General features: G+C 35.3%; 18 protein-coding genes. 10 read left to right on the top strand and 8 right to left on the bottom strand.

All coding sequences use genetic code 11. The features are described from left to right. Nucleotides 1–3: 3 nt before the first annotated feature. The gene (locus HM983_RS08465; protein WP_179344986.1) at nt 4–693 is read right to left on the bottom strand and encodes an ABC transporter ATP-binding protein; all 690 of its coding nucleotides are present in this window, start codon (nt 691–693) and stop codon (nt 4–6) included. Between the two features lie 24 nt (nt 694–717). Here HM983_RS08465 and HM983_RS08460 point away from each other — a divergent pair, with 24 nt between their 5' ends. Then, nucleotides 718–1,467, top strand: coding sequence for an arylesterase (locus HM983_RS08460; RefSeq protein WP_179344985.1), 750 nt, complete (start codon nt 718–720; stop codon nt 1,465–1,467). Between the two features lie 80 nt (nt 1,468–1,547). Here HM983_RS08460 and HM983_RS08455 read toward each other — a convergent pair whose 3' ends face one another. Further along, nucleotides 1,548–1,721, bottom strand: coding sequence for an adenylosuccinate synthetase (locus tag HM983_RS08455; RefSeq protein WP_179344984.1), 174 nt, complete (start codon nt 1,719–1,721; stop codon nt 1,548–1,550). Nucleotides 1,722–1,992: 271 nt separating this feature from the next. Here HM983_RS08455 and HM983_RS08450 point away from each other — a divergent pair, with 271 nt between their 5' ends. Both HM983_RS08450 and HM983_RS08445 read left to right on the top strand, forming a co-directional pair. Then, nucleotides 1,993–2,991, top strand: a complete 999-nt coding sequence (locus tag HM983_RS08450) for an NADP-dependent oxidoreductase (RefSeq protein ID WP_179344983.1) — start codon at nt 1,993–1,995, stop codon at nt 2,989–2,991. A 54-nt stretch (nt 2,992–3,045) separates the two neighbouring features. Further along, nucleotides 3,046–3,345: a hypothetical protein gene (locus HM983_RS08445; RefSeq protein WP_179344982.1), complete on the top strand. Its 300-nt coding sequence runs from the start codon at nt 3,046–3,048 to the stop codon at nt 3,343–3,345. Between the two features lie 55 nt (nt 3,346–3,400). On the opposite strand, the gene HM983_RS08440 is transcribed toward HM983_RS08445, so the two are convergent. The 5 genes from HM983_RS08440 to HM983_RS08420 form a co-directional block, all read right to left on the bottom strand. Beyond that, the gene (locus HM983_RS08440) at nt 3,401–3,982 is read right to left on the bottom strand and encodes a fasciclin domain-containing protein (RefSeq protein WP_179344981.1); all 582 of its coding nucleotides are present in this window, start codon (nt 3,980–3,982) and stop codon (nt 3,401–3,403) included. Nucleotides 3,983–4,072: 90 nt separating this feature from the next. After that, a complete protein-coding gene (locus tag HM983_RS08435; RefSeq protein ID WP_179344980.1) occupies nt 4,073–5,503 on the bottom strand; it encodes a hypothetical protein in 1,431 nt (476 codons plus the stop codon). Nucleotides 5,504–5,715: 212 nt separating this feature from the next. Further along, entirely contained in the window at nt 5,716–6,654 is a 939-nt protein-coding gene (locus HM983_RS08430; protein WP_179344979.1) for a mechanosensitive ion channel family protein, read from the bottom strand. A 2-nt stretch (nt 6,655–6,656) separates the two neighbouring features. Then, on the bottom strand, nt 6,657–7,526 hold the full coding sequence (locus tag HM983_RS08425) for a YihY/virulence factor BrkB family protein (RefSeq protein ID WP_317166957.1): 870 nt from the start codon (nt 7,524–7,526) through the stop codon (nt 6,657–6,659). 14 nt (nt 7,527–7,540) lie between these two features. Continuing rightward, nucleotides 7,541–8,047 carry a peroxiredoxin-like family protein gene (locus tag HM983_RS08420; protein WP_179344977.1) on the bottom strand — a complete coding sequence of 169 codons (507 nt, stop codon included), beginning with the start codon at nt 8,045–8,047 and terminating at the stop codon, nt 7,541–7,543. Nucleotides 8,048–8,255: 208 nt separating this feature from the next. On the opposite strand from HM983_RS08420, the gene HM983_RS08415 reads away from it, so the two are divergent. Together HM983_RS08415 and HM983_RS08410 are read left to right on the top strand one after the other, a co-directional pair. Next, nucleotides 8,256–8,996 (top strand): SDR family oxidoreductase, encoded by a 741-nt coding sequence (locus HM983_RS08415; RefSeq protein WP_179344976.1) that lies wholly within the window; start codon nt 8,256–8,258, stop codon nt 8,994–8,996. A 22-nt stretch (nt 8,997–9,018) separates the two neighbouring features. Further along, nucleotides 9,019–10,416: an NAD-dependent succinate-semialdehyde dehydrogenase gene (locus HM983_RS08410; protein ID WP_179344975.1), complete on the top strand. Its 1,398-nt coding sequence runs from the start codon at nt 9,019–9,021 to the stop codon at nt 10,414–10,416. 291 nt (nt 10,417–10,707) lie between these two features. Here the strand turns inward: HM983_RS08410 and HM983_RS08405 are convergent, their stop codons facing one another. Beyond that, nucleotides 10,708–11,334 (bottom strand): peptidase associated/transthyretin-like domain-containing protein, encoded by a 627-nt coding sequence (locus HM983_RS08405; protein WP_179344974.1) that lies wholly within the window; start codon nt 11,332–11,334, stop codon nt 10,708–10,710. A gap of 480 nt (nt 11,335–11,814) precedes the next feature. On the opposite strand from HM983_RS08405, the gene HM983_RS08400 reads away from it, so the two are divergent. From HM983_RS08400 to HM983_RS08380, 5 genes are all read left to right on the top strand, one after another. Beyond that, a complete protein-coding gene (locus HM983_RS08400; protein WP_179344973.1) occupies nt 11,815–12,267 on the top strand; it encodes a hypothetical protein in 453 nt (150 codons plus the stop codon). Between the two features lie 243 nt (nt 12,268–12,510). Continuing rightward, entirely contained in the window at nt 12,511–13,836 is a 1,326-nt protein-coding gene (locus HM983_RS08395) for a hypothetical protein (RefSeq protein WP_179344972.1), read from the top strand. A 68-nt stretch (nt 13,837–13,904) separates the two neighbouring features. Next, complete coding sequence (locus tag HM983_RS08390) at nt 13,905–15,362, top strand: T9SS type B sorting domain-containing protein (RefSeq protein ID WP_179344971.1); 1,458 nt, start codon at nt 13,905–13,907, stop codon at nt 15,360–15,362. A gap of 1 nt (nt 15,363) precedes the next feature. After that, complete coding sequence (locus HM983_RS08385; protein WP_179344970.1) at nt 15,364–17,943, top strand: PorP/SprF family type IX secretion system membrane protein; 2,580 nt, start codon at nt 15,364–15,366, stop codon at nt 17,941–17,943. Between the two features lie 71 nt (nt 17,944–18,014). Then, entirely contained in the window at nt 18,015–26,237 is an 8,223-nt protein-coding gene (locus HM983_RS08380; RefSeq protein WP_179344969.1) for a T9SS type B sorting domain-containing protein, read from the top strand. Nucleotides 26,238–26,258: the final 21 nt, after the last annotated feature.

Genomic DNA, 26,258 nt, shown 5'->3' with positions numbered 1-26,258 from the left:
TTTTCAATGTGTAACAGTAGGTTGATTGGTTATAATTTCGCCTCCTTTAAGTCGTAAAATCTGTTGTGTGCGGTTGGCTAAATCCAGATCGTGCGTCACGATAACCAAAGTTGTATTTGATGCCTTGTTTAAATCGAATAATAATTTAATCACTTTTTCGCCCGTTTCATCATCCAGATTTCCTGTGGGCTCATCAGCAAATAAAATAGACGGAGAATTTGAAAATGCTCTTGCCAATGCCACACGCTGTTGTTCACCACCCGAAAGTTGTGAGGGATAGTGATGGAAACGGTCTGCCAACCCAACTTGAGCTAAAAGTTCCATACCACGTTTTGCGGCTTGCTTCGCTCCTTGTAATTCTAATGGTACACTTACATTTTCCAAAGTCGTAAGCGTTGGCAATAATTGAAAATTTTGGAAAATAAAACCCACTTCCCTATTTCGCAATTGGGCGCGCTCATCTTCATTTAGTGTATTGAGGTCATGGCCACACAATTCTACATTTCCTGCATTTGGTGTGTCCAATCCAGCACACAATCCCAAAAGCGTTGTTTTTCCACTGCCTGAAGGACCAACGATGGAAAAGGTCTGCCCTTTTTCAACATCGAAAGTTATATTTTGCAGAACTGTTAATTGTTTTGCACCACTTGTATAGGTTTTCTCAAGACCATTTATCTTTAATATCTTTGACATGTAATTATAAATTTTATGCTACTTATGAATGATGCTCAAAATAAACAATTGGTTTCGAATGCCCTCGCTTTGAACGCACAGAAAATCTTAAAGTTTTGTTATTTTATGGTGTTTAGCTTGTTCTTGATTTCTTGTGGCAACAATTCCAACAAACAAAATAGTGAAGATGTTGAGACGGTTGCTGTCGAAGAAAACGAGAATTCAAAATCCACGGACACCAAAACTATTCTGTTTTTTGGTGATAGCATCACGGCAGGTTATGGATTGGATACTACTGATGATGCTTTTCCAGCGTTGATTCAAGAAAAAATTGATTCTTTGAATTTGAATTATACTGTAGTGAATTCAGGTGTGAGTGGTGAAACGTCTTCTGGTGGCAGAAGTCGTATTGATTGGATTTTAAATCAAGATATTAATGTGTTTGTGTTGGAACTTGGCGCCAACGATGGTTTACGAGGTGTACCGCTATCAGAAACACGCAAAAATTTGCAAGCCATTATAGATGCTGTAAATCAAAAAGATTCAAATACAGCAATTATTTTAGCGGGTATGCAATTGCCACCTAATATGGGTCAGGATTACACTACGGAGTTTAAGGAGATGTATGCGGATTTAGCGGAAAAGAATGATGTCGTTTTTATTCCGTTTATTTTGGAAAATGTTGGAGGTATTAAAGAATTGAATCAAAATGACGGCATTCATCCCACTTCTAGAGGTCATGAAATTATAGCCAATACGGTTTGGGATTATCTTGAACCTTTAGTAAAAATATAGAGTTTTAAATAATTAAACATAAAATAGTTACGATAAAAATATTAGGAATATTAGATGATCTAATTATCAATTTCTAATGACTATTTGTTTTTTCTTTTCTTCTTCCTCCAAATAAGATAAAATACAATAAGCAGAATTGGAAGAATTACATAGACAATCACCTCAAACGGATCTGAAAAATCTAAAGTTTTACCTTCGCCAGGCATTGGTGTGCCATGTGGAATTTGAATTAATAAACAATGTTGTGGGAGCATAAATTTATTCTAAAATGATAGTTTTAAATTTAATAAATTAATACCAAACTACCTTAATTACAATCATATTATATTCTAATAAATCAAATTGAAAACATAACAGATAAACCTTTGTTAAAAGCAAATAATAAGGTTTAATTTTCTATATTTTTGTGAGACTACCGTTTAAATCTAAACTACAGCCATCCTTTTTGTTATTTCACTAAACGTTAAAAATTTAAGTACAATAATTGTGCTTGAATAAAATATTAATTCTATTACCACAAACATTATGATACAAACTATTTTACTAAAAAACAGACCAGCGGGAAAACCTAAACTTTCGGATTTTGAGTTTAAAAAAGAAGATAAAAACTTAACCATTAAAGATGGGGAATTGCTTTTAGAGACACTTTACGTTTCCGTAGACCCTTATTTGAGAGGAAGAATGAGAGATGCTAAATCTTATGTAGAACCTTTTGAACTCAATAAGCCTATAAATTCTGGTGTAATTGCAAAAGTACTGGAATCTAAAAATGACAAGTTTGAAAAAGGTGACCATGTATCTGGGATGTTGGATTGGAAGACACAACAAATTTCTAATGGCAAAGGACTTCATAAAGTAGATTCATCCAAGGCAGATTTAAGTGCTTACTTGGGTATTTTGGGAATGACAGGATTAACTGCTTATTTTGGTTTAACCGAAATCGGAAAACCTAAGGAAGGAGAAACTTTAGTTATTTCCGGAGCTGCAGGCGCAGTGGGAAGTGTGGTAGGACAAATAGGAAAAATTAAGGGATTAAGAGTGGTCGGAATCGCAGGTACAGACGAAAAAGTAGAAATGCTGAAAACCAAATTTGGTTTTGATGCAGGTATCAATTATAATACTACTGAGGACATGAAAGCTGCAATTAATGAAGCTGCACCAAACGGTGTGGATGTGTATTTTGACAATGTTGGTGGTGAGATTTCAGATGCCGTATTATTCAATATAAATAAATTTGCCAGAACCGTAAATTGTGGCGCCATAGCGGTTTACAATGAAACCGAAACTCCAAAAAGCATTAGTGTGCGCCCATTCTTAATTAAAAACAGCGCATCAATGCAAGGCTTTATCGTTTCTAATTTTGAAGAAAAATTCCCTGAAGGCATCAATCAATTATCTAAATGGTTGGCAGAAGAAAAACTAACGTATTCTGAGACGATTGTTGAAGGTTTTGAGAATATTCCACAAGCATTTATAGATTTGTTTGATGGTAAAAACAAAGGAAAAATGGTGGTGAAGGTTTAGGTACAAAAAAGTGAAATGTAATTTTTATGTCTTAATAACACAAGATACAATAGAATGAAGCTTACTTTCTTAGTTAAATTTCTCGCTAAAAGACAGCGGGAGTCAAAAGAGAATCATGACAAGTATGTCCACTTTGCTTGGGGATATTTTATCAACTTTATTATTATCGCAATTTCTATTGTCTTATTTAATCAATGGGTTGGATTGGGCATCTGCTTAATTATGGTTGTTGCTTTAGAATATTTTCAGAAAAAAAATGGTGGTACCAATACTACCAAAGAACAGATCATAGATATTCTTGCTGGTTTTATAACTGCACCTATTTGGGCATGGTTATTACCATTTGTTTTTTAACAAAAAAACCAATGTAAAAATTACATTGGTTTTCTTTACTAATTATTTCTTAAGATTATTTGGGCATAACTACATTGTCTATGGCATGTATAACACCGTTTGAAGCAGGTACGTCCGCCATTATAACTTGAGCCATGCCGCCTTTGGCATCTGTAAGCATTACATTACCATCTTTGATGCTTAGGTCAATCATTCCTCCATTAACTGTGGTTACAGTAAATTTTCCATTATTCTTATTAATGGCATCAATTACTGCGGCAGCATCGTATGCCCCAGAAACCACGTGGTAAGTCAAAATACTTGTTAATGTATTTTTGTTTTCTGGTTTTAACAAGGTATCTACAGTACCATCAGGTAATTTTGCAAATGCATCATTAGTAGGTGCAAATACTGTAAATGGACCATCTCCGCTTAATGTACCTGCTAAATCGGCAGCACCTACAGCTGCAACTAAAGTAGAAAAATTGTCATTTCCAGAGGCTACTTCTACAATATTTGGATCAGTCTCCTCTACTTCCATTACTTCTGCTACTTCTTCAGTTTTAACGGTTTCGTTTTCTTGTTTCTTTTTTTCCTCGCAAGCATAGAAAAATAAAGAAGCCAATAATAAAATACTTAATTTTTTAATAGTTTTCATGATGTGGTTTTTTAGTTATTTTTTTGAAAGGTACTAAAAAACCTATTTTGTTTAACATAATTAACAAAACATTAAACAAATATGAGTGATTTACTTTTTTATTGTACGACCTTGCCAACTGTTATAGCCTATTTTTAGTAAAATACTATTGTAAGAATGCAGGCCTGAACTGTCATACTCATAACCTATTGCAAAACGCTTCGTCCGTGCTCTGTTATTGTCTCGTCCTAAGTTAAACGCTATATCAAAACCTGTGATAAAACCAGAATTTGAAGCCTGCTCATATAATGGTGTTAGACCATAACCGATTTTTGGCTCTAGCACTAAATTTCGCAAAGGCAGGTATATAGCAACCTTTGCAGTAGCTTTTAATTGTAGAGACTCAAAGAAATTAGTGTTTTTTAAAATTCTGGTATTCTCATTAACGGCCATCGTAAAACCGTACGGCAAACGTTGAAAAAAAGAGGTTGAAGAAAACGCTGCTCTAGGTGTAACATGATAACCCACCTCATACCCAAAGGAACTTCTCTCAGTATCATTTAAGCCGTTTTGAGCATATAACATGTGCGAGAATAAAGGATATCGATCTAATTTTAGTACATTTTGATTATTTGCGTAACCTATATCGTAACTAAGTTTCAGAACTGTATTATCATTGCGAAATCGAAAATTATCATTTTCCGTCACTGCAATTTTTGGTTTAAAATGTTTACTCATATAAGCAGTAATTAAACCATCAATATTGTCGTTTGCGTTTTTTGCAATATAAATTGTCACCAACAACTCTTTAATGGCGTTTGCAGCAGCAATAGCTTCAGGTTTAAGTTCACCACCATCATACTCCCATTCTTCATCTGCCAGGCCCTCTATTGAATGTAAAAAAACCATGGTCTCTACATAGTCTTCTTTTTTCGGTTCTGGTTGCTTGGCTGCTTTTGGCCAAAATAAACGTGACAATTGCCAGCTTTTAATATTTATAAGGTCGAATGTCTTGGAGTCTCGGATGGTGTGTTCTCTAGAGTATGAATCTGTAATGGCATGCATTAGAACATATATGCCTCGGCCAGCTTCGCTCGCACCTACAGGATTGTCAATGGTTTCCCTTAATAAGGTATATACCATATTTAAACAATCAGGAAGGGCTTTTTTGAGTATATACGCTTTTTGCATTTCGACATCATCATATTTCCTCAGCGCCTCCATTACATAATGGCTACTTGCCATAAAATGATAAATTTGTCTATCGGACAAAAACTGCCTTCCTAAATCCAAATCTGGATAAGCACTATTTGCCTCGTCATTATCCTTAATAAAACCATTTGCCACCAAAAATTGAAACATCGTTTCTCCATTGGGTAAGCTACCCTTAGGTTTTTGTGCTTTTAATAATGCGTAGGCTTTTCTCTCAATCACGACATGCCCATCAGAAATATGTGCATTAACATATCCAAATGACAAAAAGCTGATGAGGAAAAATAAAAAGCTAACTTTAGTAATCCTAATTTTAATGAATAGCTTCACGAATTTTCTAAATAAATAAGGATATAATAATTATTATGAATGTGATATTGTTTGGTAATTTACAACAATTGATTTTAGCTCATTTAAGTATTAAACCTCTCAATGTTAATTAATTTAATGTATTGCTCTTTTGTTCTTGCTCTTAAATTAATCAATGTTATTCTAAAAATTATTGGTATTGCAATAAGCAGAACCAGAGGTTTAAAGACAGATTAGCTCTCATTGTTTTTTCGATTCTCATTTTCAACATCCCTTGGATCTTTCCTAACTCTCAATGGAATGTCCTCTTCATTACCATATAATTTAAGTTCCTTAATGTCCGCTGGAAGGTTAAATCCTTTCTCATCGAGTGTTTCCTTCACTTTTCGAATAATATTGCCACGAATAATAATAGCAGACTTGCGATAGTCAAAAGTATCTACCCAAAAGTAGACCTTTAAATTGACTGTGCTAGCAGTAAGTTCATCTTCAAATACAAAATTTTCATGGTCTTGGTCATGAACAATATCTGTATTTGCATCAAGTATTTCATGAATTATTTTTTTGGCACCATCAATATCATCTTCATAACCAATTCCAACTACAAAATCGTTTCTATAAAATCCGTCAGCTGTATAGTTTTCTACTGGTTTTGTGAGCACATCACTATTAGGAATGTAAATATCCCGACCATCAAAAGTTTTAATGTGCATAAATCTGAAATTTAAAGCCTTAACCTTTCCGAATAAATTATCTACTTTAATTGTATCATTAATATTAAATGGACGATTAAAAGCTAATATAATTCCAGCTAAAAAGTTTTTCCCAATATCCTGAAACGCAAAACCCAAAATTATGGCGGCACCTCCTGCAGCTGTTAAGAGTCCCGTAGCAACGCCATCTAAACCTGCAACTTGCAACGCTAGCATAATGGCTATGAGGGTTAATGTGATTTTAATAGCTTGAGCCAGAAATCTTGCCATTAAAGGATCTTGGGCCTTCTTTAGAATACGGCTTTTGTAAAAATTAGTAATGGCTTTTGCTATTAAAATACCAGCAATTATTACAAAAATACTGAGTGCTATTCTAGGAAGAGCCGTAATCAGTTTGTCGTAATAATTTTCTATAGATTTTGCTAAAGTTTCAGAGGTATTATCTTGTAATAAAGACATATTTAGATGGTTTTGGTTTTAAAATTAGTGTAGCACTCCGCGTAAGTTTTTGTGAAATAGGCTCCAAATAGCAATATGAGATTAGAGTAAGATACCCAAAGCATAATTAAAATAATCGATCCTGCAGCACCATAAGTGGAGCCTGGCTCCATGGTATTAAAATAAAATGCTAAGACGTATTTACCAATCATAAAAAGAATGGTGGTTAACGCTGCACCAATCCTTACCGATTTCCAAGGTATATGAAGCGACGGGAGATATTTAAACATGGATGCAAAGATCATGTAAATTAATCCTAAGGAGATTAATATATCAAATACAAATATGTATTCGAAAAGGTGTTCGGGAAGAAATCGTTCTAACCTATTGCTAAAGGTGCTTAATATTGATGTCAAAACGAAACTTGTAAGAAGCAGGAAGCCAATAATCAATATAAACCCAAAGCTTTTAATACGATTCATTAAAATCGATACAATATTATTTTTATAAGGGGACTTTGCGTTCCAAATGTCATCAAGTGCTGTTTGAACTTGAAAAAACACAGCTGTTGCCCCATAAATTAAAGTGGCAATTCCAACAATTGTGGCGAATATAGAAGTAGTTTCACCTCCATGACTTTCTATGATTTCTTTTATAGACCTAGCGGTTTCCGGCCCAAGAGCTTTTGAAATTTCTCCAAGTAATTCGCCTTGTACAATTTCTTCTTCCCAAAAGCTACCTACAATTTTTAAGATAATAATTATGAGAGCAGGAAGCGATAAAATGGAGTAATATGCGACAATAGCACTTCGCTGAAAGGGTTCTCCATCAAACCACTCCTTTCCCGTTTTTATTAAAAGCTTGGGTAAATGATTAAATTTAAATTTTTCCACTTTCAAATATACAACTAAGCTTCTCCCCTTGCTGGATAATCTTCTTTTAAGATGTAGTCAACTCCGCTAAGAACATCGTTAAAACTTGGTCGGCCAAATGGCATGGATTGGATGGTTTCCCAGTACACTTTCTGATCTTTATCTAATAAAAATAGACCTGGTTCTGTAAAGTGTTTCGGCTCATCATTAATGCCTTCGGAAATAAAAAGACCCCATTTTCTGGCTTCCTCAATAGGAAATTCAAATCCAATAGGAATATCGGCAATATCCCAATCGTCATACGTGGCCTTTGCGACCTTTTCGGTATCAGAGCTTATAGCAATTACATTAATTCCACGTTCAGTGAATTTGCTTAGTTTTTGCTGAAGCTCTTCCAGCTGCTTTTTGCAAACCGGACAATGTTTGCCTCTGTAAAAAACAATCATCGTAAAATTTTTCGGTGTCTGTTCGCTCAGATCCCATCTGGTATCATTGACTAAATCAATTTCTAGATTAGGTGTTTTTGTTCTTGGCTTTATCATTTTATTTGTTTTTATGTGATTCACACTAAAAATACAAGCCGCTCTCTTGTAGACTTATCTCTTATGAAAAAAATATTACTCTTAATAATAGCGACTTACATAATAAATTGATGGATTAGTGAATACGTCAACATAAAATATTATTGGGTTAACCTTAACCAGTTATTTAAGGGATATTTAAAGAAATCTTAATAAAAAAATAATAAATATGACATTAGATAACAGAGTAATAATAATCACTGGAGCATCCAGCGGAATCGGTGAGGCAACAGCAAAAAAACTGGCCGGAGAAGGTGCTAAAGTGGTTCTCATGGCTAGAACTGAGGATAAGTTGAATAACCTAAAGAACGATATTGAAAAATCTGGAGGAAAAGCATTGGTAGCATCTGGTGATGTGACTAAGAAAAAAGATTTTGAAGATGTAGTTTCAAAGGCAGTATCAGAATATGGTAAAGTAGATGGATTAATTAACAATGCTGGATTGATGCCTCTTTCATTCATTGAAAAGTTAAAAACTGATGAGTGGGACAAAATGGTAGATGTAAATATTAAAGGTGTTTTAAACGGCGTGTCTTCAGTTCTACCAAAACTTATTGAAAATAAGGGAGGAGATATCATAAATATTTCGTCTATGGCGGCACATCGCTATTTTCCAGGTGGTGCAGTATACTGTGCAACAAAATCGGCAGTAAAAATGTTTTCTGAAGGATTGAGACAAGAACTTGCTCCAGAACACGGGATTAATGTGACATCAATAGAACCTGGTGCTGTTGCAACCAATCTTACCGATACTATTACAGACGAAGACATTAAAGATAAAATGTCTGATATGATGAGTATGAACACCTTAGAATCCGAGGATATTGCAAATGCTATCTATTATGCATTATCACAACCAGACCGCGTCAATATTAATGATGTGTATATTGTACCAAGTGAACAGAAATAAAAAAATAATTAAAAAAGATACTATGGAAACTACAACAGATAAAAAAACGATTGAAACAACAAATCCGGCTAATGGAAAGAAATTATCTTCTTATAATGAGATGAATAGTGATCAAATTGAAGAAATTGTTCAAAATTCTCATCAAGCATTTTTAGAATGGAAGAAGAAATCGCACAAAGAGCGCGGTGAGGTCATTAAAAATATTGGTAAAGAACTTCAAAATTACAAGTCTGAATTAGCTGAGCTCATGACCAATGAAATGGGTAAATTGATTAAGCAAAGTCATCAAGAAATTAAACTTTGTTCCGGAATTTGTGAATACACGGCCAAACAGGGTCCAGAGGTCCTTAAAAACGAGGAACGTGAACTATCCGATGGTGGGAAAGGCATAATTACCTACTCGCCTATAGGAATTATATACGGCATCCAACCCTGGAACTATCCAGCTTATCAAGTTATTAGATATGCCATTGTAAATTTAATGGCTGGTAATGCTGTTTTGCTAAAACATGCCGCTAATGTTACTGGCACTGCCCTATTACTTGAAACTATTTTTGAAACAGCAGGTTTGCCAGAAGGATTATTTAAGGTTGTGATAATTAGCCACAACCAATCCGATGAGCTCATAAAGCATAAATTGGTAAGAGGTGTTACCCTTACAGGTAGTCCTGGTGCAGGAAAAACCATCGGTGAAAAAGCTGGTGCTGAATTGAAAAAGACGGTTTTGGAGTTGGGAAGTAATGACGCATATATCATATTAGATGATGCAGATTTAGATGTTGCGGTGAAAAAATGTGTTCAAGGAAGAATCTACAACAATGGCGAAACATGTATTGCAGCAAAGCGTTTTATTGCTGTAGAGGCAATTTATGATGATTTTAAGGAAGCATTTGTAAAAGCCATGTCAGATATTAAAATTGGTGACCCAACAAAAGAATCATCAGATATGGGACCGATGGCACGTGAGGATTTACGTGAGAAACTTCATGAACAAGTACAAAACAGTGTTGTTAAAGGTGCAAAAATTCTTTGTGGTGGCGAAATGCCTGATGGTGAAGGCTATTATTACCCAGCAACAGTTTTAGAACAAGTAGAGCCTGGGCAGCCAGCTTATGACGATGAACTTTTTGGGCCTGTGGCTTCATTGATTAAAGCTAAAGATACAGACGACGCTATGAGAATAGCAAACGATAGTAGATTTGGTCTTGGAGGAGGAATATTTTCTAAAGATGAAGAAAAAGCCGCCGAATTGGCTGAAAAGTATTTTGACACAGGTATGATATTCATAAATTCTTTTGGTCTAGCAGAACCTAATATGCCATTTGGTGGTGTTAAGGATTCTGGTTACGGTAGAGAACACGGAGGATTTGGTATGAAGGAATTTGTGAATACAAAATCTATTATGATTTCAAATGGTTAGAAATAAAACCATAAATTAATATTTAAAGAATGTTAAAATGCTTTGATTCAATTAGATTATTCTGTATATTTATTATATCATAATTGGGGTGCTTAAGTTAGACAGCTGAAAATATACCCATTGCACTTCGTCGGATAATGCCAACTGAAGGAATTATGATTTCAAAGGGAATTAAGATGTAAAAATCTTTTAATTCCCTTTGTTTCTTTTAGGCTTTAAACTTCTTTTATAATTTAAACTAAAAAGGCATCATAAATTTATGATGCCTTTTGCTCTAGATGATAATGCTATTTATTTAGATGCTACTTTTTCTTTACCAATATTTTCTGGTAAAACTATATCCCGTTTTGCGGTAAATAAACTTTCGACTTTTTGCAGTTTTAATATTCTTGTTGGATCATCCTTTTTTGCGATTTTTTTTCGACAAGCTCTCGAGAGCAATGGATCTTGATCAAAAAGGTAAGTACCGATTTCATAAGTATTTTGATTTTCATCTATAACTACAGGAAAAATCTGTTGAAATTGATTAAATCTTCTATCGTTACCAGGAACATATGTGTAAAATGTGTACTTACCATCCTCATTTGTTTTTATCCATGCTCTATTGTAAACGTAACGGTTTTCTTTTTCGTTTCTCAAGTCAAAATCACCATGTTCATCAGCTTGCTCAATATAGAGTACTACATTTTTAGCAGGTGTAACACCATCGCTTTTATATATGGTACCAGTAATTTTAAGTTGATCTGATTTTGATTGAAAATCAGGAATTGTAGCCGTATTACTTATCTTCTGACCCAAATAATCATATATAGGGTTTATTTGATTTATACCATTGGAACCATCCGAAGATTGTGCATTTATAAAATTAAAAACGCCTAAAAGAATGACAAATTTTAAAAAGTAAGAGCGAGTTTTCATGAAATAAAGAGTTTGGGATTGATCAAATTTCTTTTATAAATTTCATAAACCACTATAAACCATACGAATGACTAAATTTAAGGTTAAAGCGTATGGAAGTGCTCGATTATTTCGACGAAATGAAGCTGAAATATAGATAACAATAAGTTATAAGCCTTTAAAGTAGGATGACAGATTTACCAAATTTTGAAAATATGCTCTCATTATAAAAGAGACAAATTCGAAGTATTTATACGTTTATAGGGTGTCAAAAAATTATAAAAATCTATTTTTTGCTATTCAAATACACTTAAAAAATCGAAAATCAGAAAAATGCATTACGTCTATAAAAAACGCATTTTATCCGCTAAAGACGCAGTTTATCCGCAAAATATGCATTTTACATTATAAAATAATCTTAAAAAAATAAGTGAAATAAGTTGGATTTTTTAATTTAATGTATAGATTTGTTGCACAAACATGAACCTAAATCCCTAAATTATGAATACAAAACTTACTCTTTTAAGTGCCTTTTTTATCTTAATGGTCAGTATAGGTTTTGCTCAAAAAAAGAACGAATCCCAAAGTATAATCAGTGGAAAAGTCAATATTTCGAAGTATCATAGTCGTGAGGCTTTAGAGAATATGCCTAAAGGTGAGCTATTAGTTTTATATATAGAACGTATTGAAGTAATTGTAAATATACTACCTAATATTGCTTTTGCAACTAAACCTGGAATTACGATGTCCACCTTAGGCATCCCAGATACAAAAGAAAATAAAAAGGCATTGGAAGATAATATTGAAGCTTCAACCACATATTTTGATAGTACTATAGAATTTCAAAAGAAAATTTTGCCATACTCTGATACGTCAGATTTAATTTCGGCAATTTTATTTTATGAAGAGACGCTAAAATCATTACATACTTATAACGATTTTAAGAAGAACTAAACTTTACTACTTTACCGCTTAATCTTAAGAGACCTTAACAAGTAATTGTTAAGGTTTTTTCATTCTCAGAGTCTAATATTTTCATTTAAAACCTAGAAATGGATAAAAAATGTAAGAAAAGTTCTGTATCATCTTATTAATTTGTGTATTTCATCGATATAATTTGTATTTCGTGGGATTATGTACTATGTTTGATTCATATAGATAGATTGCCCAAAAATCTAAATAATAAATTAACCTATTATGAAAAAAATTACGCTGAGTTTACTAACACTTCTATTGGTATTTAGTACTCTGAATGCACAACAGGAAAAAGGAATTACGGGATACGATAATTGGTTGGATACATGGACAGAATTTAAGCCTAATCAGGCGGTTTATGGTAAACCTACCCAAATCATAAGCGGTAATATTGATAAAGACACCAAGCTTTTCAAAAAAGATATCTATTTATTGATTGGCGATGTGTTTGTAACCAACAACGCTATTTTAACTATTGAGCCAGGCACTGTAATTATTGGTGATTTCAAGACTAAAGGTTCTCTTACAATAAGTAAAAATTCTCAGATCATTGCAGAAGGCACACCTACAGATCCAATAGTTTTCACATCTAGTCGAAGTGATAAAAAAGAAGGCGATTGGGGCGGATTATTTATTCTAGGAGATGCTCCTATTAACACTTTTGGAAATGAGACCTCTTTAAATTTTGGCTTAAAGCCTAACTCAACAAGCGACATTAGTTTTGGCGGTGATAATCCCAATAGCAATTCCGGTATATTAAAATATGTACGTATTGAATTTGCTGGTAAGAAAACTCGTGATTTTGGCAATTTTAATGGATTAACTTTAGCAGGCGTGGGTCGTGATACTACAATCTATAATGTAATGGTGAGCTATTGCGAAGGAGATTCCTTCAATATTATGGGTGGTGATTTGATATTGGTAAAACTTATTTCATTTAGGTCAAGTCAAAATGATTATCAATTTAATTATGGTGCTCAGTGCAACATTCTTAATTCCCTAGCTGTCAGATCTCCTTACATCTCTAGTCCGGATGGGTCTAAAGTACTGTCAATTAAATCTTATGACCAAGAAGAAAACATGAATATTGCAAAAAAGGAAAGCCGTGTTTTTGCAGAAAATCTTACAATGGTAAATATTTCCAACGATCTAGAGTCTGATATTAAGATTGGATTAGTGCAAGAAGCTATTTATATAGGTGTAGATACTCACTTCACAATTAGCAATAGTGTGATTTCTGGATTTAGTCCAGCGGTTATTTTAGACGAAAAAATAATGATTAATGCTCAAAATCTTGAGAAAATTAATTTTAACAAGACCTATTTCAATAATTGTAATGGGAACATCTTCTCTAAATATAACAGCAATAATGAAGATCTGGAAAGCTGGTATGGTAGCCGCGCCTTTGATAATGTTTATTCCAAAGGTCCAGATTCTGAAACATTTATTGATGCTAGCAATAGCAGACAACCAGACTTTAGATTAAGAATCAATAGAATCATAGCTTCAAATGACTATGAAGACTATGACGATCCAGACGAAGATTAATGAACTGACTTTAATTCTTTAATTTTTAACCAGACGCGTATAGGATAGACAACTACAACCTAAATTAAATGAACTCGAATTCTACGCTTAATAAACTTATTTTCCTATGGTGCTTTTTTGTTTTCCAAAAACAATTAAGCGCACAAATGGTTATAGGTACTCCTAATTTGGGTTTTACTCAGGCTTGTGCTAGTGAATCATTTAACGACTACAGTGCTACATTTGTATTTTCCCCAGAATCAGCAGCACAAGCTACAAATCAATTTATTGTTGAAATGTCTGACGCTACGGGCGATTTTACCAATGCGACAATTCTTTACACATCTACAGCAGGTTCTATAACCACATCACCAGCTACTTTAAATTTTTCGATACCAGAAAACTCTGCAGGAGAAGGCTACAGAATTAGAATAAAAAGTACGGCTCCAGAAGCTACTAGTGCTGGTTCAATATCATTTGCAGCTTATTATAAAGTGCAAGATTCACCTTTTACCATAAACAATTTAGTTTCGACTGGTGCGTATTGTTCTGGCGGTAGTTATTTATTGACTATTGATAATCCAGGAAGAGATTCTAACGATTCGCCACTGCTCTACCCTTCACTTACATTTTATTGGTATAGGGAAACAAGTCCTACCACTTCGGAATTTGTGGAGGAAGGCCCAGAATTAAATGTCAGCACAGAAGGTACTTACTTTGTAGAAACAAATTATGGCACATGTACTTCCAACTCGTTTTCAAACCGAGTAACTATTAGTGAAGTCACCTCTGGCAATGCAAATGCTACAATTGTTTCAAGTTTAGGAAATCCTTATTGTCCCGAACAAGGTTTGACGACATTAAGTACTATTGGCGGTAACTCTTACCAATGGTTTAAAGACGGTATTGCTATTCCAGATGCTACTGACCAAATGTACCAGACTAATGAATCGGGTGTTTTTTCTGTGGAGGTAGATTTAGGAAGTTGCGAAGCCGCAGGTTCAATTAATTTGATTAGCGAATTGTTTGAAAGTTCCATTAATATACCAGAAATCAATTACTTAGAATCCGGCAGTAATTTAGAAGTTATTGTAACTGCATCGGCTCAAAACCCTGTGTTTGAATGGTATTTGGGGAATCAATTAATTACTGACGCAACAACTGAAACATATTTGGCTTCAAATTTTGGAAACTACAGTGTGGTCATTTCGGAAACTGCAGGTTGTAACGGAGCGGTACAATACGATTTTACTATTGAGGAAGCCGCAGACCCATTTCCAGATGTGGATCAAATTCCAAATGTTATTAGTCCCAATGGTGATATGATTAATGATACCTGGGTGATTCCACAACAATTTGTCAGTGGCACCAATACTGAAGTCATGATTTTAACCAACAGAGGAAAAGTGATTTTTAAAACCAATGATTATCAAAATAATTGGCCAGAAAACGATTTGGAAACTAACAATGTAAACCAAATATACTATTACGTGATAACCACGGCAGATAATAAAACTAAAAAAGGATCTATAACTATCATAAAGTAAAGTGAAAATAACGCTAACCATACTAATCTTTCTCTGTGTTACACAGATGCTCCAAACTCAAGAAGATGATGGTGTGGTTGCGCTTAGTATTCCAGTTAGAAACTCGTTAACGCTTAATCGATTTGTGATGAATCCAACATTTAGTTTTGTAAGGGAACAGACCAAATATATATCTATTACCAACAAAAGAGAATGGGTACAGTTTGATAATGCTCCTGAAACTTATTTAGCCAGTTTTGCTGGTAGATTTGGTGAAAATATTGGAGCTGGTGTTGGCTTTTTTCAACAAAATTATGGCGTGCTGACCACCTTTGGCGGTGTTTTCAATTTTGCATACAATGCACAATTATCACGATTTAGCAATCTAACCTTTGGTCTTAACATGGCTGCCTACAGTAGTGGTATTAATACTTCTAAAACTGTAACTAATTTTGAAGACCCATCGTTACAAAACGTACCATCTAACTTTTTGATGACGGTAAATCCTGGTATAAATTATGGAACAGATTTTTTCGATTTTGGGGTGTCTATAAATAACCTAGTCACATACAATTTTAATACCTCAAAACTAATAGAAGAAAATCCAGAACAGGGTATTCAAGGTCATATCATGTATACTGGCTTTATAAATAGTAGAGGTTTTTTCGATGAGAGTAAGTTTTCAGGATTGTTGCGATCAGAGTTCAAAACAGACGAAACCATTATTTCTGCCATGGCAATGGTAACTGTGCCAAAAGGTATTTGGGCTCAATTGGGCTTCAATACAGTATTTGGTGCATCTGGAGGTGTTGGGCTTAACATTACTAATTCTATTGCACTTGAGTATAATTACGAAACACCATTAGGAGACTTAAATGTTTTTGGCCCTTCCCATGAGATATCCTTGGCGTATAGGTTCCAAAACAATAGAAATTTTGATTATAGTAATGAGGAAGAAGTAGCAGGAATCTTCTCAGGAATGAAGCCACGAAGAGCATCTTCCAGAAGGAGAAATTCAAATAGAAAAAATAACACTACAACAGTTGCCTCAAGAGACACGAATAAAGAAGCTAATGAAGAGGATAAAACGAATCAGTCTGGAGAAGCATTAAAAAAATTGGAAGCTGAAAAAATAGCTAAAGCCCAAATTGAAGCTGAAGAAATAGCTAGAATAGCTGCTGAACAAAAGGCAAAAGAGGAAGCAGACGAAAAAGAAAGATTGGCAGCTCAAGTAGAAGCTCAAAGAGTTGAAACCGCCAAACAAAAAGCTCGTGCTACGATAGCAGCTCAAAAAGCCCAAGAACAGAAAGACGCTGAAGCAAAAGCCAAATTATTAGCCGAACAAAAAGCTAAAGAAGAGGCCGAAGCTATAGCAATTGAAAAGCAACAGCAAGAAGATGCAAAAAAACAAGCTGCAGCTGAAGCACAAGCAAAATTATTGGAAGAGCAGAAAGCTAAAGAATTGGCAGAGGCACAGTTAAAAGCTGAACAAGAACAGAAAGCAATAGAGGAAGCTGATGCTAAACTTTTAGAAGAACAAAAGCAAACTGAAATTGCTGCTAAGTTAGTATTGGAAGAGCAAGCTAAAATTGATGCCGAAGAAAAAGCGAATGCATTAGCACAACAACAAGCCATCCTAGAAGAAGAAAGAAAAGTAAAAGAAGAAGCGGAGGGGCAAGCGCAATTAGAAATCGACAAATTAGCCGAACAAGAATTAATTTCTAATCCGCAAGATGCTGTTGGCAAAGCGTTATATAGTTTAGACCAACAAGCCAAACAGTCGGAAGCCGAGCAGAATATATTACTTCAAAGATTAAATGAAGTTGTAATATCTAAAGACCAAACGCTTAGGGATTTAAAAGAAGAAAATGATTTAAGCGAAAAAGGTATTGCTGTCGCTCCAAAACCATTTAAAAGTATTACAGCCGAAAACAATGAACTAAAAGCTATAAAAGCAGATTTGGACAAAATAATTGAAGATAGAAATCAAAAAATCGAAGAACTTAAATCTTTATATGAAGACAATTACCAAGCCGATACATTGACCAACGATGTGGTTATGCTCTATTATAAAAAAGAAATTAAAAGATTAACGGCAGAACAACTAAAAGCAATCCAGACTAAAGCAAGTTTAGATGCACAACTTGAAACTATTAGAGTAGCAACAGAATTTGAGAGAAGAAGAAGAATTAAGCGTGCGGCATTTGATAATGAAGAAAAGCGATATACTCAGGACAGGGCAGTCTTAAAAAGTTTAAAGGAGAACACGGCTCTAACAAGCACACCATTCAAAGCTTCTGATTTTGACTTTGGTGAAAAACAGAGTGAAAATATTAAGATATTAAAGAATGTAAACAATGTCGAAGATGGTTATTTCCTTGTGATTGCTGTTCATAACGATCTAGCAAAAAGGGATGAATTTCTTAAGAAAGTCATTGCTTCTGGGCGTAATAATGTAGATTTCTTTTATGATGTTAATACTAGCAATTATTATATCTATTATGATAAGTTTGACAGTATTGGAGCCGCAACTGAAGGAATGAAAACTAAAGGAAACAGACCGTATAATGTAAATATGTCATTAATAAAAATAGAAAATTAAGAATAAATAGTTAAGCACCAGTTCTTTTCTCGATATGCCCCTTGAAAGAATAGAACAAAAAAAACCAAACCATGAAAAAACCTACTTTTTCAAAACTTGTAATTGTATTCACATTTTTGCTATTTGGGGTGAATACATTTGCGCAAAACTACGAACCTTTTACTCCACGTTTTAATCAAGATCTCAAAGGAGATATTGTTCTAATTGGAAACAATATTTTAGGACCAGACAATAATGCGTTTAACGACGGTACGGTTTATAACCATAATGTAGATATGCAATATATAGACATTGATGGAGACGCTTCGACATTCTCATCCTCTAGTGCAGATTTAGAAATTCCAAACCCCAATTGCTATCGTATTATATATGCTGGATTATATTGGGGAGCCGTAAATCCAGGAGGTGATCCAATTACCGAAGTAAAACTTAAAGGTCCTAGTGGAGGTTATAATGATATAACAGGTACTATTATTTATGATGCTAACGGCACAACTGTAGATGGCGGAGACAGTTTTTCGTATGCGTGTTTTGCAGATGTCACAAATATTGTAACTGCTTTTGGTAGTGGTGCAGATTTAGGTACCTATACTGTGGCAAATGTATCTTCTGCGCTTGGCCAAACAGATACCTTTAATCCATATAATGGCACAGGGCAATCTGCTGGATGGTCTTTGTTTATTGTTTATGAAGACCCAACACTGCCAGGTAAATCCATTACAAGTTTTGATGGTTTTAGTGCCATTAGTGTACCAGGTGCAAATCCTTCACTGGATATTCCGGTTAGTGGTTTTAGAACAGTCCCTGCTCCTGCTCCTGTTCGTGCAAATTTTGCATTTGCAACTTTAGAAGGTGATAGTCCTATTTTAGGTGATCGTTTATTGTTAAATGGCACACCCTTGTCGACAGCAGACCGCCCAGAAACTAACTTCTTTAATAGCTCTGTGACACGTTTGGATGCGACTCCAGTTAACAATAGGGTTCCTAATAGTTCAAATACATTAGGTTTTGACACTGGTGTGATAGCGGTACCCAATCCAGGAAATACATTAATTGCAAATGATGCTACATCTGCAACTGTAACATTAGACACAAGTGGAGATACTTATTTTCCATACCTATTTGTTTTTGCGGTTGAAATTATTGAGCCGGATATTGTGCTTACTAAAATTGTTGAAGATGATGCAGGTAATGATATAGGTGGTGAATTGGTTGGTTTAGGAGCGTCTTTAAACTATGTAATTGGATTTCAGAATACAGGAAATGACAATGCTACCAATTTTCAAATCAGAGATGTGTTACCGATTAACATTATTTTTAATTATCCTACTGATCTTGTTTTGCCACCTGGTGTCACGGTTCAAAGTTATAATCCTGCTACTAGAGAAATTATATTTTCAATTGAAGATTATTTAGTCGAGGAAAATGATCCTGTCTATGAAATTAGAATTGAAGTTCAGGTTGTAGATGAATGTAATCAATTAGCAGATGCTTGTTCTAATATTGTTACCAATCAGGCTTTTGCTTCGTATAATGGATTTTTTAATCCAACTTTTACAGTAACTGATGACCCTAGTTTAAGCAGTAACACTGGTTGTTTGTTAACACCACAAGCTACTAACTTTTTAGCCGATTTGGATTGTACATTTATTCAAGAAGAAATACTTTGTGGAGAAAGTTTGCAGCTGACAGCCGCTGACGGCTATGATACCTACTCATGGTCTACTAGCCCAACAGGAACTCCTGTTATTGGAACAACCCAAACAATTACGGTTACAGAGACTGGTACCTACTATTCTTTCAATACTGCAATTGCTCCTTGCCAATCGATTGAGCAACAATACAATGTTCAACTCTTTGGTGGCGATATAGAAAATCCAGTAATTCCCTATGCAGATGAGGTTGTGACTTGTCCTAACGATGGTAAGTTGCTGCCAAACATATTTTTATGTGGAGCAAACGATTCAAGATTTATTGAAACCAATATTTCAGATTCAACATCAATTATTTGGGAACAATTGGATGAATCGAGTTGTACTGCTGTCGCAAATCAAGATTGTGCTAATGAAGATGCAGCTTGTACTTGGAACGAAGTTGCAACTGGACCTAACTTTCTTGCGAACACTTCGGGACAATTTAGATTAACAATTAACTATCCTGGAGGCTGCTTTGTTCAGTTTTATTTTAACGTTTATCAAAATGTGTTAAATGCTTCAGTTGATGCGACGGATATAATCTGTACAACGCCTGGAAGCATCACCGTAAATGATGTACCGACTGGTTATGAATACAGTATAGATGGTACCAATTATCAAGCTAGCAATTTATTTACTGTAAATACAGCTGGAACTTATACCGTATATATCAGACAGGTTGGGATCCCAACCAATCCTTGTGTATTTACAGTGCCTGACGTTCAGATTAGAGAACGGGATTTTACGGCATCTGCAACAGTAACACAACCATTATGTTATGGTGAATTGGGAAGTATTCAATTAGCAGCAAATGATGTTGATCCTCAATATGAGTTTTCATTATTTAATGGTGCGACTTTAGTCAACAGTGTTGGGCCAGTTACATCAAATACACATGTATTCGACAATTTAAACCCAGGGACATATACAGCAACTATAGAAACTGAAAACGGCTGTTTATTTTCTGAAGATATTACAATAGTTGAGCCTCCTTTACTAACGGTTTCTGCCGCATTGACTGCACCATTAACATGTACAGATGGGGAAATCACAGTATACGCTGAAGGTGGAACACCTCCCTACTTTTATTTTGTAAACAGCACAACGGTGTTTCAAACCGTTCCTGAAATCGTTGTGACATCTGCAGGGACTTATAATATCACTGTTATTGATTCTAATAACTGTAGTGCAAGTACAACTATTAATGTTGGTCAAATTCCTGAACCAGATTTCAATATAAATACAACAGACATTCTTTGTAGTGGCTCAGGTAATACAGGAACTATTGAAATAGATGTGACTAACCCGAACGGGAACTCTGTTCAGTATAGTATTGATGGAGGAGTAACTTTTGTGAATTCATCAGTTTTCACGGGATTAACGGCTGGAAATTACGATGTAGTAGTTCAATATACGTCTGGTCCTTCAGTTTGTGAGACAAATCCTCAAACTGTAACTATTATTGAAAATGATGCTATTTCTGGAACGGCCGAATTATCTGCTCCTTTTACCTGTACGGATACTGGAACAATTACCATTACAGGAGTTACAGGTGGAGATGCTCCATATATGTACAGTATTGATGGGGTAAATTTTCAAAGTGGGAACACTTTTACTGGATTAAGCCAAGGCACATATACGGTCACAATTAGCGATGCTAATAACTGTACGTTTATAACTAATGACATTACAATTGAAGCACTTAATCCACCCACGGATTTAATGTTTGATAATACTCCGATAGATTGTGCCGCAAATACCACAGCCATTACTGTCACAGGGACCACTGGTGGAACCGGTACACTTGAATATCAAATTATAGCACCTGCTAGTGCTGCAACAGCTTATCAAACTTCAAATGTTTTTGCTGGATTAGATCCAGGAACATACACCTTTCAAGTAAGAGATGAAAACAACTGTGTTTATAGTGAATCTTACACCGTAGATCCACTACCAGTTACTACGGTAGATATTCTACTTACTGAAGGCTTGGATTGTACTGCAACACCTGATGCTGTTATTTCGGGAACGATCTCGGGCACAGCTTCATTTACATATGCGGTTTCAATAAATGGTGGTGCTTATACAAATTTAGGAGCAACTGGTTCAGCATTTACTTATACCACAGCGTCTGCTGGAACTTACCAATTTGAAATTACAGATGGTAATGGTTGTACTGTAGAGTCTAATATAGTTACTGTAAATCCTATTACTCCACCTGAATTTGATATTATTACACAAACTCAACCTATTCTTTGTAATGGAGAGGCCAATGGTGCAATTGATATTACAATTGATACAGCTTTTGGCACTCCACCATATATTATCAACGTAAATAATGACACCACTGGCACTGATTATGGAACACAAACTTCCGGTTTAACTGCAGGAGCATATACCATTACATTAACAGATGCTAATTTTTGTACAGCAACGGATACTGTGGTAATCAATGAACCCAATGCTATTGATTTTGATTTAAGCAAAGTAGATATTACCTGTAATAATCCTGGAGGATCTTCCTTAGGATCAATTACTGTTGAGAACGTTTCAGGAGGTACGGCACCTTTCACGTATTATATTTCAAATAATTTTGGTGATGTCATCCCAGGAAACCCATATTCTGCAACGTCAAATGAAGATCACACCTTCAATATTATTGATTTTGGAACTTACACAATAAATGTAGTTGATGATAATGGCTGTAGTCTTTCTCAGCAAATTGTTATTGCTTCTCCTCCATCGGATTTGGATATCAACATTTCAACCACAGTACCTGACTGTGTTTCTGGTGGAACAGCTGTAGTTACTGCAATATCTGCTGTTGGAAGTGGTAGTTACGAATTTGGAATTTTAGAATTCAACTCAATTCCTTATACATCGACTTATTTTGCACCGGACGTGCCTGGTGGTGATACAAGAACATTTTCAAATTTAATTCCTGGTGTGATTTACACATTTGTGGTTCATGATTTGGTGACTGATTGTTACTTTGTGAAATCTGCAGATGCACCAATAGATCCAGCATCACCATTAACATCATCGGTAGTTCCAAACAACGTAGCTTGTGTTGGTGAAGCCAATGGTAGTGTTACTTTTACAATTGATAATTTTGATAACACTACAGCATCTGTAGATTATGCTATTTACACCGCTTTTGACAATACTTTAGTTGATGGGCCAACCAATTTACCAGTAACATTCGGTACTCCAGAAACAGTAACAACTCCAACGCCTGGCACGTTGTCACCTGGACAGTATTATATTGTATTCACTGAAAACGGAACAGGGTCATTCAACGGTTGTCAATCTGCATCCGCAATTTTTGAAATTTCAGAATCTGCAGTGCCTTTGGATTTGAATGTTTTTGTAGATCAAAATGCGAATTGTAACCCTAATTCTGGCGTGATTTCAGCGATTGGACAAAACGGTACTTCTCCTTATGAATATCAAATTACCACATCAGCAACTGCTCCTTTAGCAACAGACGCTGCATGGAATTCCAATAGTGTTTTTAATGTTGATGCTGGCACATATTATATTCATGTACTTGATGCTAATGGATGTATTGTAACAAGTCCCGCAACAATATTGCCTGAGGATCCATCACCTATGATTACAGCAACTGTAAACAATCAATGTACTGTGACAGAAGGTAATTTTGAAATTGATGTGTCATTAGCCTCAGCTGGAATACCACCATATACCTTTAGTATAGATGGAGGTGCTTTTCAGTCTGGAACTGCTCCATTTACCATTTCAAATCTTTCATCTGGAATACATACTATCGAAATTAACGATGCTAATGGTTGTGGCAATTTAGTTTCTGTAAATATTGAGCCACCTTTAGAATTAACACCTCAGGTTACTTCAATTCCATCTTGTAACAATGATGATGGTCAAATAACCGTTATCGGCTCAGGAGGTTCTGGTACTTATGCATATGCAATAACTCCGAATCCAGCATCAACCTCATTAAGTGGCAATGTATTTTCGGGTGTGCCATCAGGATTATATACAATCACTGTAAGCGACATAGTAACATCATGCACAGAGGATGTTGAGATTTTTGTACCTGAAGCTACACCTCCAACATTTACAACAGTACCAACTGGAGTAACATGTTTTGGTGATAATTCTGGATCTTTTGAAATTTCAGTTAATAATTATTCAGGCGCCTATACTTACGAAGTGTTTGATAGTTTAGGTGTTTCAGTTTCAGGACCAATTAATGCAAATACTGCTGTAAATCCAGAAACTGTAAACGGAATGTCTGCTGGAACGTATTCTGTAGTAATTACGGAAACAGAAAGTCCATTTTGTTCAACTACTTCTGACGTTACAATAATTTCTCCGGCTGAAGCTTTAGATTTAATTGCTACTGAAACTTCTGACGTAACTTGTGATAACAATCAAGGTACAATTACAGCAGTTGCGTCTGGTGGATATGGTGATTATGAATACGAATTAACAGGTGATGCTACCGTTGCTTATTCAGCAAATGGAACCTTTCCAAATTTATCAGCAGGTACATACATAGTAAATGCACGAGATGCACAAGGTTGTGTTGTTTCTGAAACCATTATTTTGGAAGAGCCTACTCCTATTGATGCTACATTTACCCCAAGCACTACGCTATTATCTTGTTTTGGCGACCAAAATGCAACTATAACTGTTAATGCTGTCACAGGTGGACAAGGAAGTAACTATACTTATACGCTAAATACAATTTCCCCAACGACAAGTTCATCAGGACCTCAAACTTCAAATGTGTTTACAGATTTAGGAGCTGGAACTTACAATGTTGTAATCACCGATGGATTTAATTGTAGTACGACCTCTTTGGATATAGTTATTGACAATCCTGCTGAAGTAATGGCAAGTTTAGTTGCGAACACTACTCCAACTTGTTTAACCGATGGCACGTTAACCTTAAGCGCAAATGGAGGGACAGGACCATATACCTATAGTACAGATGAGACCTTTACTACGACATTAGGATCATTTGCGGCTTCAACAACGTTTTCTGTGACGCCAGGAACGTATCAATATTTTGTTCGTGATACTAATGGCTGTATTGCAGATGTTTCGAACGAAATCACAATTGATCCATTACCAGCTCTGACTATTAATTTAGATTCAACAAATCCAACGATTAATTGTACTGGTGATAATACAGGAACAATTGTTGCTATGGCTCAAGGTGGTCTAGGAGATTATGTTTATACTTTATTAGATGGAGCTGGGAACCCGATTTCCGCTGTGCAGAGTAGTCCAGGTGTCTTTACGGAATTAATTGCCGGAAGTTACAGAGTTCGTGTAGAGAGCGGTGATTGTGAAACTACTACCGCCGTGATTAATATCACAGAACCAACAACATCACTGGATGCAGCCTTAGCTGTAAGTGATGTAACGTGTAGTGGAACAGATGACGGTTCTATTGAAATTACAGCAACAGGAGGAACCGGAATTATTAAATACGCTATTTCTCCACAGTTGAATCAATTTTTTGAAACCAATCTATTTGAAGATTTGGCACCAGGTGATTATGATATCATCGTGCAAGATGAATTAGGTTGTTATTTAACCTTTCAAACAACCGTTTCGGAACCAACACCTGTGTTAATTACAATTGTTGCCGATTCACTCTTCCCAGAAGTATGTGAGGGTGACTCTAACGGAGAATTCAGTATTGATATTTCTGGTGGAAACTTACCGTATAGTGTGAGTTTGGATGATTACGACGGTCCTTACACTACAGGTACGGCAACACAAACAATTTTCGATTTTACCAACTTAGGTGGTGGAGATCATATTGTATACATCCGTGATGCCCAAGGTTGTGAATCGGAGTGGAATATAACCTTCCCTGATTCCGTAATTATTAACCCAGAGGTTATTGTCGAATATACTTGTGAGAATAATAGTCAAGGCAATATGGTTACTGTTACAATTGATGATAGTAATACAGATCTTTCGCAGTTTGATTATTCCCTAAATGGAGGTGCATACCAAGCAAGTAATATTTTCACAAATGTACCAGTTGGAACGGGACATTATATTGAAGTACGACATACCGACGGTTGTATCCAAAGCACAGAATTATTTGATATTGAAGGATACGAACCTGTTACCTTAACGCTTACCGAAGGCGAATTGAATCAATTTATAGCTAATGCTTCAGGTGGTTCTGGTGATTATCAATTTACAATGAATGGTGAAGACTTCGGTGATGTATTTACCTATACGATTACAGAGTCTGGACTATATGAAGTCACAGTAACAGATAGTAGTGGCTGTATGGCAACTGCTCAAATAGAACTGGAGTTTATTGATATCTGTATTCCAAATTGGTTTACACCAAACGGTGATGGTGAATTTGATACTTGGGCACCTGGTTGTACTGAAAATTATCCAAATCTCACATTCGATATTTTCGATAGGTATGGTCGTAAAGTAGCTACTTATAGAGTTGGCGAAGTTTGGGATGGCAGGTATAACGGTACTGAACTACCTACTGGAGATTATTGGTTTGTAGTGAAAACAAATGATCCGAACATAGACAGAGAATTCGTTGGACATTTTACATTATACAGGTAATGCAATTAAATAAAACTAAAA

The organism is Winogradskyella ursingii (assembly GCF_013403975.1).
GTDB classification, from domain to species: Bacteria; Bacteroidota; Bacteroidia; order Flavobacteriales; family Flavobacteriaceae; genus Winogradskyella; species Winogradskyella ursingii.
This window is presented reverse-complemented; position numbering and strand designations above follow the sequence as displayed.